Source organism: Streptomyces sp. NPDC001530, from assembly GCF_042894545.1.
Classification (GTDB): Bacteria; Actinomycetota; Actinomycetes; order Streptomycetales; family Streptomycetaceae; genus Streptomyces.
Genome location: NZ_JBIAVS010000050.1, coordinates 14,556 through 27,658, shown reverse-complemented (window position 1 = coordinate 27,658; position 13,103 = coordinate 14,556). Strand labels below are relative to the sequence as shown.

Genomic DNA, 13,103 nt, shown 5'->3' with positions numbered 1-13,103 from the left:
CACATCCAGCAACGCCCCGACCTCATCGACGGCTGTCTTGCCGGCACCGGACTCACCCTCACCCGCCACCCGACAACAATCCGACGAGCTCAGTAACCGGAACAGGCCCACGTATCCAATCGCCGGACCGGAAGCAGTGGCACCGGCGCTCTGGGTGGAAGCTCATTCGCTCGTCGAGTGCAGTTGGGCGAACTCGTCAGCGAGCATGCCCATCATGACGAGATCGTGGTGCCGACCGGCGAAGAACACGTGGTCGCGGAGGCGGCCCTCTTCGATGAAACCGAGCCGACGTTGAAGTGCCAGTGATGCCTCGTTGTGTGCGAAGATCCGTGCTTCGCACTTGTGATAGCGCCGCTCGGCGAACATGAAGCTCAGCAGCATCACCACGGCTTCTGTCGCGTAGCCTTTGCGTCGATGACCAGCGCACATCGTGACGCCGTACTCGAACCAGCCCGCACGTGGATCAGCATGGTGGGAGCCGATAGCACCAACTATCTTGCCCGTGTCGATGGCTTGGATTGCCAACCCGAAGCAATCGCCGTCGGGCTTGGCAACGGACTGCTCCTTCGCCCATGCACGGAAGCCCTCGGCGGAACGGGGTGGGTTGAGCAGGTCTCCTAAACGCTCCTCATCCTCGGCGAAGCGCATGAACGCGCTCCAGTCGTCGGGCTCGATACCGCGCAGGCGTACCTGTTTGCCAGTCCAGAACGATGTCATCCCCTATTTGATCACGCTGCAGCGTGTGAGATCCAGGCTTTCGCGAACGCTCTAGACAGTCTTTGACCAGGCACTTTGAGGCTCCCGAACATTCGCTACTGCCCTCTCAGCTTTTCGAGTGGGGGAACGCGATGACGTTGTCGGAGATAGGTGCGGTTTCTTCTTGATTGTCGATTTTATGAGTGAGGACGGCGCTGGCTAGGGCGAGCCTGGTCACCTGCTGGCGAAGGTCTTCGATTTCGGCCTTCTGGTTGGCGATGGTCTTCTTCAGCTTCGTGACGGTTTCCCGGAGTCGCTTCTCGGGTTCCGGGACCTGCCGGGTTTCGTTGCGGACACGTTCGTAGAACTCGTTCTTCAGGTCTGCGTGTCTCTTCATGAGGGCCATGCGGTGGACGCCGGCCTCAGCCGCGAGGGCGACGACGGTGAGGCTGCCGTTGGAGGCGGTGGCTTGCCCGGCCAGGAGGCGGTCTATGGCCTCGCGGATGCGCGTGCGCTCGTCGGTGGGTTGCTGGGTCATCTCAGGGCCTCGGCGGTCTCGGCGGTGGCGGCGTGGGTGACGGCGGCCTGGCGGAGTCGGGCGGCGTTGGCCCGCAGCCGGTTGCCGATGTGCATGGGTGCGTGCGCGGCGAGCTGGTCGATCTCGTCGGCGCGATCACGCAGTTGACTGGCGTGAGTGTCGGTGCGGGCCATGTTTCCGCAGCCTGCCCGGCAGTCGAGCACATTCGGCGAGGTCGCGTTCGGTGCCGGTTGGCACAATGCCGTCTCGCGCTTGAATGCGCAGATCAGGAGGGCGTCGGGGTTGTCGAACAGGACAATGCCGTCCCGGGCGAGATAGGCGGCCGCCTTCCTCGCGAACGTGGAGGGGACGATGCGGCCCTCGAAGTGCGGGGCTTTGGTCGCGCCGGTGACAGCGCGACGGGCCGCCGGTCCGGAGATCTTCTCACCGGCGGCCATGCGGTCGCGGAGCCGCGCGGCGGTGTCGGCCGCGGCAAGGGCCGTCTCGACATCGAGCACCCCGTGGATGCCCCGGCGGCCGCGAGCTCCGTAGCCGGTGGATGTGCGTACGTCCAGGACGGTGCGCATGTGGCCGTACTGGATGGCGAGGGCGATCAGCCCGCCCGGGCGGCGGGCGATGTGCCAGGCCAGCGTGCGTCTGAACCGGGCCATGCCGAGCTCACCGTGCGGGTCCTCGGGGATGGCCTGTTGCGGAAGGCCCTGGGTGACGGCTTCGCGGTTGGCCCAGGCGACGAAGCTGTCGATGCGGCGGTTCAGAGTCCCGTTCTTCAGCGCCCCATGGTGGGCTTTGGCCCCCTGGAAGTCGTGATGGGCGGCGCTGAAAAGGAGCTCGCCCTCGGGGACGATGCGCTCAAGGATGCGAACGGAGCGGACAACTGGGGCGATGGCGACCCAGGGGACCTCCCGCTCGACGCCGGCGGAGATGTGGTGGCCGTCGTCGTTGGTGGCGTCCTTGTAGTGGCGGCACATCTGGCCGCGAAGGGCATGCCGGTTTGCCGACATCGACCAGCTGACAGCGGGGGTGTGGAAGCAGGGGAAGCTCAGCCGACCGAACACTTTGTTCGGCTACCGGCAGATCGTCACCGTGCGGGGGCTGCTGCTGGACGACCCGCGACTGTCCGCGGCGGCACGGGAAGCTGTCTCCCAACGCGTCCTGGCGCCCAAGACGAAGGAGGTGTCCTTCCAGGGTGGCGAGTTCGACGCGATCGTCTCGACGGCGCGGCGAATGTTCCGTACCGCACATCTGCGGATCACGGAGAATGCCCGCCACCTTGCCCAATGGCAGTCAGGGGCGTTCGCTCGCGGCAGCGAGGCGTGGCTGCTGGGTGAGGCACTGGACTGTCTGGCCCGGACCGGCGAGGCACCCCACGACACCAGGGTTCGCCAGCGCGGCAGGGTGCTCGCCCGCTATGTCAGGGTGCTGGGCGGGGAGAGGCCCGAGCACACGTGGCAGCGGCTGTTTTTGACCCGGATGGAGACGGTCGCGTTGGGGGTGCTGCTGCTGGCCGAGCACGGCTGGAACCTGTCAGTGATCAACCGTCTGAAGGTGCCGCAAGCGGCTCCGGACGCCAGCAGCGACGGCACGCGGATCTACCGGGTCGAACTGGAGAAGCACAAGCGCGGCACCGGACGGTACTTCGAGACCCGCAACCTCACCGACGCCGGGGCCGCCTCCCCGGGCCGACTCATCACGCAGGCACTGGAGGCCACCGTGTTCGCCCGGGCTGCTGTCCACACACTGAGCCCCGGCACGGACCAATTCCTGATCTGGCGCTCCGCCAGGGCCCCGCTGGACGGCTACCCGCAGGACGACACGAGCAAGAAGTCAGGCGTCGGGGTGTTCGGGCTCGGTATCTCCGGCTGCACGGCCAAGACTTGGGCGACCCAACAGGGCTTCTCCTCCTCAGCATTCCGCAGGGGGCGGCGGACGGTGAACACTCTGCACCGGCGCGAGCCCGGACAGAACAGTCAGGCCACCCACGACCGCGTCTACGCCCTGGCCGACCCCCTGGTCCGCCGGGCCGCGATCCCGGTCATCGCCGAGGCGGCCGAGGCCGTCGTGGCCAAGGCCCGCGAAACGATTTTCGCCGCCGAACTGCGCGAGAGAGCCGACCCATCCGACCAGCCGACAGCCACCGCCGACTGCCATGACTACGACAACAGCCCCTATCCCGGCCCCGCCGGAGGCTGCGGGGCCTCGTTCCTGATGTGTCTGGCCTGCACTAACGCCCGGGTCCACCCCGCGCACCACAGCCGCCTGGCCCACCTACACCACGCACTGGACAACCTGCGCACCGTCATGGACCGGGGCCAGTGGCAGAGCGACTGGGGTGAGGCGCACGCCCGCCTGGAACACCTCAAGGGCCTGCTCGGCGCGGCGGTGTGGACCCGCGCCCTGGCCGAAGTCACCGACAAATCATGAAGATCGCAGGTCAGGTGGGCTGGTGTGCGTGGATCGCGGGATGCTCGGGCTGGTCACGGGTCATGACTCTCGTGAAGATCGTCGACCGGCGGGCGACTTCGTGGTTCGTGAGGACCAGCAGGGCCCTGACCAGCGCGGTCGCCTATTTCGGGTCGGGGTGCGACCTTGCCGATGCGCGCCAGTTCTTCAGGGCACAGGTCCTTCCAGAGCTCTCCGGTGGCCGTTTCCGGCACGTTGTCCAACCCTTTCCGGCGCCGATGTCCCCGAATGACCCCCGATGGCAGGCGTGCCGTCTTTCCCGATACGGACCTCACGGCTTGCCTGTCCAGGACACCGACGCCGACGCCGGTGCGGGTCGGTCTACGAGGTCAGGCGCCAGTCAGCGCTGCCGGTGCGTCGTCCGTCTCCCTGAGGGAGGCAGACAGGGCGCGGGCCTCGTGTTCGGTCATCCGGGGGGTGTCGTACGGCACGGCGTTGACCCAACGCTGAGTCAGCCCGGCGATCCGCTCGCCGTACCGCTGCGCGGTGATCCGGTCGCCGCGCGATCCGGCGTGCTCCGGCCCCTGGTCGGCGTGGCTCTGGCTCATCAGACCCAGCCACGAGCCCAGCCGGTTCACATCGTCGCGGGTGCCGCCGCTCCAGTTGTTGCCCGGCATGTCGCCCACGCCGATCCACTGCATGCCCATCTGCGCGGCGAAGACCGCCAACTGCTCCAGGACCACCAGCTTGTCCCCGCTCTGCGAGGCGGACATGGTGAACCCACCGGCCAGCTTGTCCTTCCACGCCTGCGTCGTGAACGGCGTGAACGCCGCCTCCATGAACGCCTTGAACACCGCCGACACGCTGCCCATCAGCGTCGGGCAGCCGAAGACGATCGCATCGGAGCGCTCGAGCAGCGCCAGCACCTCCGCATCGAGCCAACGGCCCGCGATGACGTCCTCGGGCCGGATCTCGACGAGATGCACCCGGGCGCCCGGCACCAGCCGCGCCCCGTCGGCGAGGTGCTCGGCCAGGACCCGGGTGTGCCCGTGCACCGAGTGGTAGACCACCGTCACCGTGACCATCGGCGCGTCGTGCTCACGGTCAACGTCATTGACTGGCATGTGCTCTTCACTACTTCCGGTTGTGCGGAAATCCTTGCTTGCCCAGCCATCACAACCTGCGCACGGCACGGCATCAACGCCGAACTTCGGCACGCAGCGATCGGCTACACCGATCGATCGCGTTAGCCTGGTCCCGTGGACAGGCTGGAACTGGAAGCATTCGTCGCGGTCGCGGAAGAGCTCCACTTCGGCCGCGCCGCCGCGCGCCTGCACCGGGGGCAGCCCACCGTCAGCGACGCCGTCAGGCGGCTGGAGAGCACCCTGGGCGGGCGGCTGTTCCACCGCACTAGCCGCCGGGTGTCACTGACCGATCTCGGCGAAGCGCTGCTGCCCGACGCCCACGCCACCCTGGCCCAGCTGCGCCGCTTCCAGCAGCGCGGACGCTCCCTGGCCGCCGGCGACCGGACTCGCACCACCCTCGTCGTCGGCCACGCCGAATACACCGGCCACCAGCTGCTGTTGCGCTGTCTGCCGCAACTGCGCGACCGTTTCCCCGACGTGACGATCGTGCCGGAGACCATGGCGACCACAGCCCAGCTCACCGCCCTGCGGGCGGAGACGATCGGGCTGGGCATCGGCTGGGCGACCGGCGACGTCACCGGCGTACGCGCGAGGGTGCTGTCCACCGAGAGGTTCATGGCGCTCGTACCCGCGGCCCACCCCCTCGCCGGGCACGCCGAGCTGAGCGCGTCCGAACTGTCCACCACCGGCCTGCTCACCTGGCCTCACCAGATCAACAGCGGTCTCTGCGACCGCCTCCTGTCCGCCTTCCACATCGGCGGAGCCAATCTGCGCATCATCAGAACCGCTGACAGCGTGCATGCCATCGCCGCTCATGTCGCCGCCGGAACGGGCATCGGCATCGCCGTCGAATCCGCACTCGAACACCAGCCACCCGGCCTGCGCATCATCCCCCTCACCGGCCCTTCGACCACCGCCGACCAGGTCGTCCTCACCCCCACCGAGCCGTCGGACACCGCCACGGCACTGCGCGACCTGCTGCTGCACGCCTCGGCAGAGGCGCCCTCCACCGATCACTGAGCAGCTCAATGGCGTTCGGGATGCACAATCCCGGCTTCCTGCGGGCCGGAGTCTGGCCGGTGAGCCCGCTCGTGCACCCGCGGATCGTTCGGCTTATGGAGCAATTGCCGCACAAGTACAAGAACTCTTTGGTCAGCCCATGCTCACGCCACCGGCGGAAGAAGGCATAGACCCGCGGCCGGCAGGGGAAATCCGCGGGCATCGCCCGCCAGGAAATCCCGCCCGCGACCAGGTAGCGGATCGCGTCCAGCATCTGGCGGTGGCAGTAGCCCTCGGGCCGCCCGCCCCGGCCCTCCGGCCAGGACGGCGTGGGCAACAACGGTCGCACCGCCGCCCACTCCGCGTCCGTCATGTCCGACGGATACCGCGGCTCGGGCTCGGGATGATCGGCCGCGTTGCCGTACACATGCGCGAGGCAATCGCACGACACGGCGGACGAGCTGAAATCAACCAGCTCGGACGCGTACATATACGACAACAGGGCCTCCCGGTACTGCTCGGATCGATTCGCATCACCGAGCTACCGAGGGGCCCTGCCCGCATGCGCGGACAGCCGGAAGACCACCCGACCAGGAACCCTGTTCGACCTGCACGTTCCATGATCGGTTGAGATACGGCTACTTAAGTCATGCCAGATAGATGCAGTCGTACCGCGCGCCGGTTTCGTTGCTGTAGCGGGCCCACTTCATCTTGCCCCTGGTCTCGCGGCCGTAGACGCCGTCAACCGCCGCGCCGATCCTGTCCTGAACGTCTCGGAGAGCATCTCGGGTGGCCGGCCCAAAGCTGCCGTCAAGTTCGAGCGTCTTGCCGTAGCAGCTGTTCATGTTCTTCTGCAGGGCTCTGACCCCGGCACCGGTGTGCCCGTACTGCAGGTAGCAGTAACTCGTGTTGTTCGCGACGTTGATCGGCAACACGAAGTGCCGGCCCGACCCGTTCTGTACCACCACGGATCCGGTGCACACCCCGTCTGCTGCGTGGGCTGGGGCAGCGGTGATCACTCCTCCCAGTAGGGCCGCCATCATGGTCCCTGTCGCGAGAAGTGCCTTGCTTTTACCTGTCTTGCGCATGCCTATTGCTTCCTTTCAGTATGGAGTTTGATCTATGCGCGTCCACGCCTGCTGAACAGCTACGTTTCTCTGGCCTCGCCCATGGACCTTAGGGTCATCGTGGGTTTCGGACTTTGTCATCCGTGCAGGGAACTTTGTCAGTAGTGCACTGCTTCACGTTGACGCTGCATCAGGTGAGGGCCCTGTGTGTGCCCGTCGAAGCCGTTGTACAGCGAGGGAGAATCCCGACAAACTGATGTCGGGAACCGTCCGTGTCGAGGGGGGACTTGTGGGGGAACGGGCCGAGGTACTGTCAGGCCGGCTCTATGACCGACGCAGACGAAGGTATGCCTCATGAGCCCGGTCCTGGATACCGCGTTCATACCGCCGCAGGACCGGGAGGAAGTGATCCGGCACGCGGTGTGGGAATCCATGGTGGCGGTCGATATCGACCACCGTCCTCCGGCTGAGGACATCTCCGTTCGCATAGGGCTCGGCACCGTTGGGCCCCTCAGGATCTGTTCGGCGCGGGCGACCGCGGTCACTATCCGTCGGACGGAGCGGCTGGCCCGGGAGGACGAGGAGCCGGCCGTCACCCTCGGCCTGCAGGTGACGGGCACCAGCCTGGTGGTGCAGAACGGTCGCGAGTGCCTACTGAGGCCGGGAGACTGCGCCGTCTACGAATCGATCGCTCCCTACACGCATCTCTTCGACGAGGGAGTCGACTACCACTTCTTCCGTTTCCCCCGCGCGGCACTCGCGCTCCCCGAGCGGTTGCTACGAGACATCACCGCGGTCCCCTTGGGATCCGACAACCCCATTGCACGCCTCGCCTTCACATACTTCTCCCAACTGGCCGTCAGCGACGAAATGCACCAGGGCGTGCACGCCGACGCCGTCGTGGAACCCAGCGTCGAACTGCTGCGTGCCGTCTTGGCGTCGCAGCACGGCAACTCCAGCCTGGCCAAGGGGCCGTTGGAGGCGACACTCAGCCTGCGGATCACTCAATACATCCGGGAGCGTTTGGCTGATCCCGATCTGTCGGCGGCACGGATCGCCGCTGCACACGGCGTCTCCGTGCGTCATCTCTACGCTGTGCTGTCCCGGTCGGGCATCAGCCTCGGAGACTGGATCCGTACACGCCGCTTGGCCGAATGCAGGCGAGAGCTGGCCGGCCCGAACGGCCGACTGCGGACCATCGCAGCGATAGGACGAAGGTGGGGCTTCGTGGACGCGACCCACTTCAGCAAGGTGTTCAAACAGGCATACGGAATCTCGCCTCGGGCCTGGCGCGACCAGAATCATCCCCGCTCCTCCGCGTGATGGTCTCCGCGCGGCCGCGTTTCGCGTGACCGACCTTGGACGCTCGGTCTGGGCCTGGGGTCAGACGACCAGCCCGCGCAGCCGGTCGTGGAACTCCGCGATCAAGCCTGTCTGCTGCCAGCGGCGGAAGAAGGCGTAAACCCGGCCCCAGGCCGGGAAGTCAGCGGGCATCGCCCGCGGGGAGCCCCGCCCGCGACCAGATAGCGAATCGCGTCGAGCATCTGGCGGTGGCAATAGCCCTCGGGCTGCCCACCCCGGCCTTCCAGCCAGTCCGGCATCGGCAGCAACGCCCGGATGGCCGCCCACTCGCCGTCCGTCACGTCCGAGGGATACCGGCGTTCGCGGTCCGGATGATCAGCAGCGTTGCCGTACACATGCGCGAGGCAATCGCACAACACGACGGACGACATCCCCGCCGCCCTGGCCCAGGCCGGCATCCGCTGCTGGGCGGACAAGGCCTACCAAGGAGCCGGCGGCACCGTCCGCGTCCCCTACCGAGGCCGCTGGGACAAACTCTCGGCAGGCCAGCGAGCCGTCAATGCCTCCCACGCCAAGATCCGCGCACTCGGCGAGCAGGCCATGGCCACCCTCAAGGCCTGGCGGCTCCTACGCAGGCTCCGGTGCAGCACCACCCGCATCACCGGAATCGTCCAAGCCGTCCTGGCCCTCCACCTCGCCACAAACGCCTGAGGCTGGAAAATGCGCACTGTGGCGAATCACCCAGGCTTCGGCGTGCTCTTGACCCGACTTCTGAATCACCGTCGGATGGATGTCACATGGCTGTCCTCGGCGTCCGGCATCTCGGAGACCGAACTCCGCTCGATTGTCTCGGGCGTGCCGCCGCTGGCTTCGCAGCTCGACAACCTTGCCCCCGCTCTTGGTTTCCATGCCGCCGACCTCTACGTGATCGCCGACGTCCCAGCGCCGGAAGCTGGCACCCCTGGGGATCCGGCAGCCGGACCCGGAATCGCGAGTCTTGTCAAGATCACGATGGCGCTGCCGTCGGATCACAGAGCCCGCGTCCACTGGCTGGTCGATCAGCTGCCGCACGAACGCCGAGACCCTCCGTCCCATCCGCCGCGGACCTATGACCAGCACGAGGCGGGCTTCGGTGCGATGCTCGCCAACCTGCTGTGCGGCAACCGGAACCTGCACTCCCTGACCGCCGCGGCCAAGACCCTGGCCCTGCTGACCGAGGGCCGCGTGTACCTGGCCGCCTCCACGATCAGCGGAATCGGCCGGGGCCGCGTTCCGCTGACCACGGACCTGGTGACGGGCTTCTCTACCACCCTGGGCATCTCGGCTGGTGACCTCGCCGCCATCACCGGTGTCGAGCTCCCCGAGCCGTCGCGCCCCGACGATCCGCTGGCGGCCGAGATGGCGGGGCTGCTTTCGAACTGCCGACGCCTGACCGCGGCTCAGGCCGAGCGCGTGTGTGACGAAGCGAAATCGATGCTCGTAGCAGTGCCCGAGAATGCCACCGGCGAAGACTGGAACCGCGTCTATCACCAGCGCGGGAGATGGTGGGGAGCGCCGAGGCGGTGAACGCTGCTTGAGCCGACAGAGCTTTCCGCACACCCTGCGGTGTTCCAACCTCGCAGTCTCACGATGAGGTTGGAAAAGCCTCATTGCCTGGCAGCGCTGTTTACGTCTCGCCCGCACCCATCTCGGAGCAGGCGGCGAACTTCCTGCCGAAGCAGGCGAGCTCATCGTCCAGGGCGAAGACCTCGGAGCGTGGACAAGCGCCCAGCGCCTGAGCTGGGACAAACTGCTACCCGCCCAGAGGTGGCTTCTCGACAACGCTCTCGGACTCACGCCGGCCAGCGTCCAGGAGCGGCCGATGAGGCGCACCCAAGACGACAAATGGGCGCTCAACCTCGCCGCGGCACGGCCGTATCACGCGCGCGAAGGCCATCTCACCGTTCCGAGGAAGCACGTAGAGACGATCACTGTGGGCGAGGGAGACGGCGGCCAAGAGGTGGCCGTGAAGTTGGGGGCATGGGTGGACAACACCCGTCGCCGCGCTGCCAGGCTCACCGCACAGCGCCGAGCCGACCTCGATCAACTCGGCATGCGCTGGTGACTGTCTGGGTTGGCGTGGGGTAGCAGCTGGTTTTCTCAACTCCCTCTACTTCTCGGGGTTTTCGCAGCTTCTTCGTAGGTCCCCAGGGGTTTCATCACGCCGCTTGAGCCTGTCCGGGGCCCTCAGACGGGCGCTGCAGTCCCGGGATCAATCTCGGCGCTACTTCCTGTACCTCAACTACTCACACCCGGGTGTCGAGTCCGGGGATGTTAGGCAGGGCCGCGCTGGTGCCGGGTGGAGATGGCCACGGCGTGCCGGGCGGTCAGCCGGACGGTGTCGCCCTCGGAAGTCTGCACCGCCACCTGGCGGGGACCGGTAAGCCGGCCGTGGCCGCGTATGAGATCGACGGAGACCGAATCCAGCCAGTCGACCTGGTCCTCGTCCTTCCAGTACGAGGACATCTTGTCGCGGTGCGCGAGGACCGCCTCGACGTCCAGCGGCCCGGTCACCGCCTGGCGCAACCCGGGTACGCGGCGCGCGTCGGCACGTGCCACCACCGGCCACAGCAGCGCCTTGCTCGGGTCGCAGGCCCAGAACGAGCACTCCCCGCCGAGCAGTTCACGCTCCACGATCACGGTACCCGGTGCCCCGCGGACGAGCGCCGGACGCGTCGGTGAAACGGCTCGTTCCTAAGCGACCGTGAGCACGATCTTGCCCTGGATGTGCCCTCGGGCGGCGCGTTCGTGCGCCGCCCGGGCATCCGCGAGCGCAAACGTGCTGTCGATCGCGACGCGGACCGTGCCCGCGTCGAGCAGGCGTCCCAGTTCGGCAAGCTGCGCGCCGTTCGAGCGGACCTGGGTGCCCGTGACTGTGACGCCCAGCTTCACGGTCTCTTCTTCGTCGAATTCGCCGAAGAACACGGGGAACTGGGAGCCGCCGCGCTTGAGCGTGCGCAGGAAGCGCTTGCTGTCGGGGCCGCCGACGGTGTCGAGAACGAGGTCGACGTCGTGCACGAGTTCCTCGGGACGGCTCTTGGTGTAGTCGATGAACTCGTCGGCGCCGAGCTCGCTCAGGAACAATTCATGCGCGCCCGACGCCACCGCGATGACACGTGCACCCTTCCATTTCGCCAGCTGTAGCGCGAAGTGCCCCACGCCGCCCGCGGCGCCGTTGATGAGCACCGTCACGTTGGCGTCGAGTGGCACCGGACGATGCTGCGCCGCCTGGAAGGGCGAGGGGTGATCGTGTCCGAGCTCGATCAGGAACTGCCACGCGGTGAGCCCGGCCATAGGCGCCCCGGCGGCGTGCACGTGATCGATGCCGGCCGGCTTGAGTGCGAGGTCCGACGCAGGCGCGGCCACGTACTCGGCATATGTGCTGCCATCGAAGCTGGGGAAGCGAAGGAGACCGAAGACTTCATCACCGACGGAGAGGCCGTCCACGTCCGCGGCGACGGCCTCGACGACGCCCGACAGGTCCGTCCCCGGAATCACGGGCAAGCTGAACTTCGGCCTCGTCTTCGGAGGCAGGTTGGACATCCCGTCGCGCAGGTACCAGTCGGGGGGGTTGATGCCGGCCGCGTGCACGCGAACGAGCACCTCACCCGGCCCCGGCTCGGGAATCGGCACCTCGTCGTCACGCAGAACTTCAGGGCCGCCGTGCTCATGGAGCCGGACCGCCCTCATCGTGTGTGTCGGCATCGTTTTCTCCTGCCCGCGCTGCGGGATAGGCTTATCCGGATCAGCGATCCACATAAACGGACCACTGATCCGAATATATGGACCACTGATCCGGATAGTCAAGAGGGACAGATGCGGGCCGACGCCAGGAAGAACCGCGACCACCTGCTCGCAGTAGCGGGCACCGCCATCACCGAGCAAGGCGTCGACGTGTCACTGCGCGACATCGCGCGCAGGGCCGATGTCGGACTCGCGACGCTGCTGCGTCACTTCCCGACGCGCGAGGCGCTGCTCGACGCCCTGCTCCGCACGAGCTTCGACGAACTGACGGCAAAGGCAGGCGAGCTCGAGACGTCGAGCTCGCCCCAAGACGCTCTCGTTTCGTGGCTACGCGACTGCGTCGCGTGGACAACCGAGTATCGGGGCGTGACCGTGCTGATGGCAGCCGCCATCGAGGACACCGAATCCGCACTCCACGCTTCGTGCGTCACCCTGCGCGCAGCCGGTGCGCGGCTCCTCACCCGTGCCCAGGCCGCGGGCATGGCGCGGACCGACATTGATGGCGCCGATTTGTTCGCGCTGGTAGCGGCGCTCGCCTGGCTCGGCGATCAACCCTCGCTCGCGCCACGCGCCGATCACCTCTTCGACGTTGTCGCAAGCGCGCTCCTGACCAGCGCAGCGAGCAGCGATGCCGAGGGAAAACGCCGCCCTCGCGCCCGTAGCTGAAATCGTCGCGCACGCGGACCGGCGAACTCGGCCGCGCGCTCGGCAAGGGCGGATCGACGCCGAGTTCGCCAAGGCGGTCAAGGTCACCGGCATCGAGCCGCGCGCTCCCCGGGAGCGGACCGCGACCGCTGGGAAGCGGCTGACGAAGGCGCAGGCGCGCTAGCTGATCACGCCCTGGTCGGCTCCTGATCTCGATGACACCTGACGGTCAGTCCTGCCCTCCGTCGTCGTCCTCGTCCAGCTCGGGCCCCTCCGGATCACGCAGGGGCGGCAGCCCCTCGCCCGGCCCACTAGGGCGCTTCTGATGGCTCTTGGACGGTGTCGCGGAGCCAGATGACGATCGCTGCGACGGTCAGGGTGCCGTTGAAGATGCAGTCGCGCTTGTCGTACCGGCTGGCCACCGCGCGGAACTGCTTCCCCTTGTTCACGCACCGCTCGACCGCGCTGCGGCGACGGTACTGGGCCTTGTCGAAGGCCGGGGGCCGGCCGCCGTGGTTGCCCTTGCGG

14 protein-coding genes and 3 pseudogenes are annotated in these 13,103 nt (G+C 67.4%); 8 read left to right on the top strand and 9 right to left on the bottom strand.

All coding sequences use genetic code 11. From position 1 onward, the window contains the following. Nucleotides 1–162: 162 nt before the first annotated feature. From ACFY0T_RS48880 to ACFY0T_RS48870, 3 genes are all read right to left on the bottom strand, one after another. Nucleotides 163–717 (bottom strand): GNAT family N-acetyltransferase, encoded by a 555-nt coding sequence (locus ACFY0T_RS48880; RefSeq protein WP_388885326.1) that lies wholly within the window; start codon nt 715–717, stop codon nt 163–165. Between the two features lie 106 nt (nt 718–823). Beyond that, on the bottom strand, nt 824–1,234 hold the full coding sequence (locus tag ACFY0T_RS48875; RefSeq protein WP_388885323.1) for a hypothetical protein: 411 nt from the start codon (nt 1,232–1,234) through the stop codon (nt 824–826). Then, the gene (locus tag ACFY0T_RS48870; RefSeq protein WP_388885320.1) at nt 1,231–2,235 is read right to left on the bottom strand and encodes a hypothetical protein; all 1,005 of its coding nucleotides are present in this window, start codon (nt 2,233–2,235) and stop codon (nt 1,231–1,233) included. The genes ACFY0T_RS48875 and ACFY0T_RS48870 overlap by 4 nt, the downstream gene beginning before the upstream one ends. A gap of 19 nt (nt 2,236–2,254) precedes the next feature. On the opposite strand from ACFY0T_RS48870, the gene ACFY0T_RS48865 reads away from it, so the two are divergent. Then, a complete protein-coding gene (locus ACFY0T_RS48865) occupies nt 2,255–3,655 on the top strand; it encodes a hypothetical protein (RefSeq protein WP_388885317.1) in 1,401 nt (466 codons plus the stop codon). A 368-nt stretch (nt 3,656–4,023) separates the two neighbouring features. Here ACFY0T_RS48865 and ACFY0T_RS48860 read toward each other — a convergent pair whose 3' ends face one another. Continuing rightward, nucleotides 4,024–4,851, bottom strand: a complete 828-nt coding sequence (locus tag ACFY0T_RS48860; RefSeq protein ID WP_388885314.1) for a flavodoxin family protein — start codon at nt 4,849–4,851, stop codon at nt 4,024–4,026. A 42-nt stretch (nt 4,852–4,893) separates the two neighbouring features. Between ACFY0T_RS48860 and ACFY0T_RS48855 the strand changes: the two genes are divergently transcribed. Then, nucleotides 4,894–5,799 (top strand): LysR substrate-binding domain-containing protein, encoded by a 906-nt coding sequence (locus tag ACFY0T_RS48855; protein ID WP_388885311.1) that lies wholly within the window; start codon nt 4,894–4,896, stop codon nt 5,797–5,799. Here ACFY0T_RS48855 and ACFY0T_RS48850 read toward each other — a convergent pair. Both ACFY0T_RS48850 and ACFY0T_RS48845 read right to left on the bottom strand, forming a co-directional pair. Beyond that, a complete protein-coding gene (locus ACFY0T_RS48850; protein WP_388885329.1) occupies nt 5,711–6,151 on the bottom strand; it encodes a transposase in 441 nt (146 codons plus the stop codon). The genes ACFY0T_RS48855 and ACFY0T_RS48850 overlap by 89 nt on opposite strands. Before the next feature lie 274 nt (nt 6,152–6,425). After that, entirely contained in the window at nt 6,426–6,866 is a 441-nt protein-coding gene (locus ACFY0T_RS48845) for a peptidoglycan-binding protein (protein WP_388885308.1), read from the bottom strand. A gap of 333 nt (nt 6,867–7,199) precedes the next feature. Between ACFY0T_RS48845 and ACFY0T_RS48840 the strand changes: the two genes are divergently transcribed. The 4 genes and pseudogenes from ACFY0T_RS48840 to ACFY0T_RS48825 all read left to right on the top strand — a co-directional run bounded on the left by ACFY0T_RS48840 (nt 7,200) and on the right by ACFY0T_RS48825 (nt 10,251). Next, a complete protein-coding gene (locus ACFY0T_RS48840; RefSeq protein WP_388885306.1) occupies nt 7,200–8,168 on the top strand; it encodes a helix-turn-helix domain-containing protein in 969 nt (322 codons plus the stop codon). A gap of 417 nt (nt 8,169–8,585) precedes the next feature. Continuing rightward, nucleotides 8,586–8,858: pseudogene (locus ACFY0T_RS48835) on the top strand (transposase family protein); the annotation flags it as partial. 75 nt (nt 8,859–8,933) lie between these two features. Further along, entirely contained in the window at nt 8,934–9,713 is a 780-nt protein-coding gene (locus ACFY0T_RS48830) for a hypothetical protein (protein ID WP_388885303.1), read from the top strand. Nucleotides 9,714–10,008: 295 nt separating this feature from the next. Further along, nucleotides 10,009–10,251, top strand: a complete 243-nt coding sequence (locus ACFY0T_RS48825) for a helicase associated domain-containing protein (RefSeq protein WP_388885300.1) — start codon at nt 10,009–10,011, stop codon at nt 10,249–10,251. 193 nt (nt 10,252–10,444) lie between these two features. Here the strand turns inward: ACFY0T_RS48825 and ACFY0T_RS48820 are convergent. Together ACFY0T_RS48820 and ACFY0T_RS48815 are read right to left on the bottom strand one after the other, a co-directional pair. Further along, nucleotides 10,445–10,829: pseudogene (locus tag ACFY0T_RS48820) on the bottom strand (pyridine nucleotide-disulfide oxidoreductase); the annotation flags it as partial. Nucleotides 10,830–10,880: 51 nt separating this feature from the next. Then, nucleotides 10,881–11,891 carry an NADP-dependent oxidoreductase gene (locus ACFY0T_RS48815; protein ID WP_388885297.1) on the bottom strand — a complete coding sequence of 337 codons (1,011 nt, stop codon included), beginning with the start codon at nt 11,889–11,891 and terminating at the stop codon, nt 10,881–10,883. 111 nt (nt 11,892–12,002) lie between these two features. Between ACFY0T_RS48815 and ACFY0T_RS48810 the strand changes: the two genes are divergently transcribed. Next, nucleotides 12,003–12,596 carry a TetR/AcrR family transcriptional regulator gene (locus ACFY0T_RS48810; RefSeq protein WP_388885295.1) on the top strand — a complete coding sequence of 198 codons (594 nt, stop codon included), beginning with the start codon at nt 12,003–12,005 and terminating at the stop codon, nt 12,594–12,596. Beyond that, a complete protein-coding gene (locus ACFY0T_RS48805) occupies nt 12,559–12,759 on the top strand; it encodes a hypothetical protein (protein ID WP_388885293.1) in 201 nt (66 codons plus the stop codon). The genes ACFY0T_RS48810 and ACFY0T_RS48805 overlap by 38 nt, the downstream gene beginning before the upstream one ends. A gap of 127 nt (nt 12,760–12,886) precedes the next feature. Here ACFY0T_RS48805 and ACFY0T_RS48800 read toward each other — a convergent pair. Next, nucleotides 12,887–13,096: pseudogene (locus ACFY0T_RS48800) on the bottom strand (IS5/IS1182 family transposase); the annotation flags it as partial. Nucleotides 13,097–13,103 lie beyond the last annotated feature (7 nt).

Coding starts and splice junctions, on each gene's coding strand:
- ACFY0T_RS48850 (WP_388885329.1), bottom strand. CDS start 6,151: ATGACGGACGCGGAGTGGGCGGCGGTGCGACCGTTGTTGCCCACGCCG.
- ACFY0T_RS48845 (WP_388885308.1), bottom strand. CDS start 6,866: ATGCGCAAGACAGGTAAAAGCAAGGCACTTCTCGCGACAGGGACCATG.
- ACFY0T_RS48875 (WP_388885323.1), bottom strand. CDS start 1,234: ATGACCCAGCAACCCACCGACGAGCGCACGCGCATCCGCGAGGCCATA.
- ACFY0T_RS48815 (WP_388885297.1), bottom strand. CDS start 11,891: ATGCCGACACACACGATGAGGGCGGTCCGGCTCCATGAGCACGGCGGC.
- ACFY0T_RS48830 (WP_388885303.1), top strand. CDS start 8,934: ATGGATGTCACATGGCTGTCCTCGGCGTCCGGCATCTCGGAGACCGAA.
- ACFY0T_RS48870 (WP_388885320.1), bottom strand. CDS start 2,235: ATGTCGGCAAACCGGCATGCCCTTCGCGGCCAGATGTGCCGCCACTAC.
- ACFY0T_RS48880 (WP_388885326.1), bottom strand. CDS start 717: ATGACATCGTTCTGGACTGGCAAACAGGTACGCCTGCGCGGTATCGAG.
- ACFY0T_RS48810 (WP_388885295.1), top strand. CDS start 12,003: ATGCGGGCCGACGCCAGGAAGAACCGCGACCACCTGCTCGCAGTAGCG.
- ACFY0T_RS48840 (WP_388885306.1), top strand. CDS start 7,200: ATGAGCCCGGTCCTGGATACCGCGTTCATACCGCCGCAGGACCGGGAG.
- ACFY0T_RS48825 (WP_388885300.1), top strand. CDS start 10,009: ATGAGGCGCACCCAAGACGACAAATGGGCGCTCAACCTCGCCGCGGCA.
- ACFY0T_RS48805 (WP_388885293.1), top strand. CDS start 12,559: ATGCCGAGGGAAAACGCCGCCCTCGCGCCCGTAGCTGAAATCGTCGCG.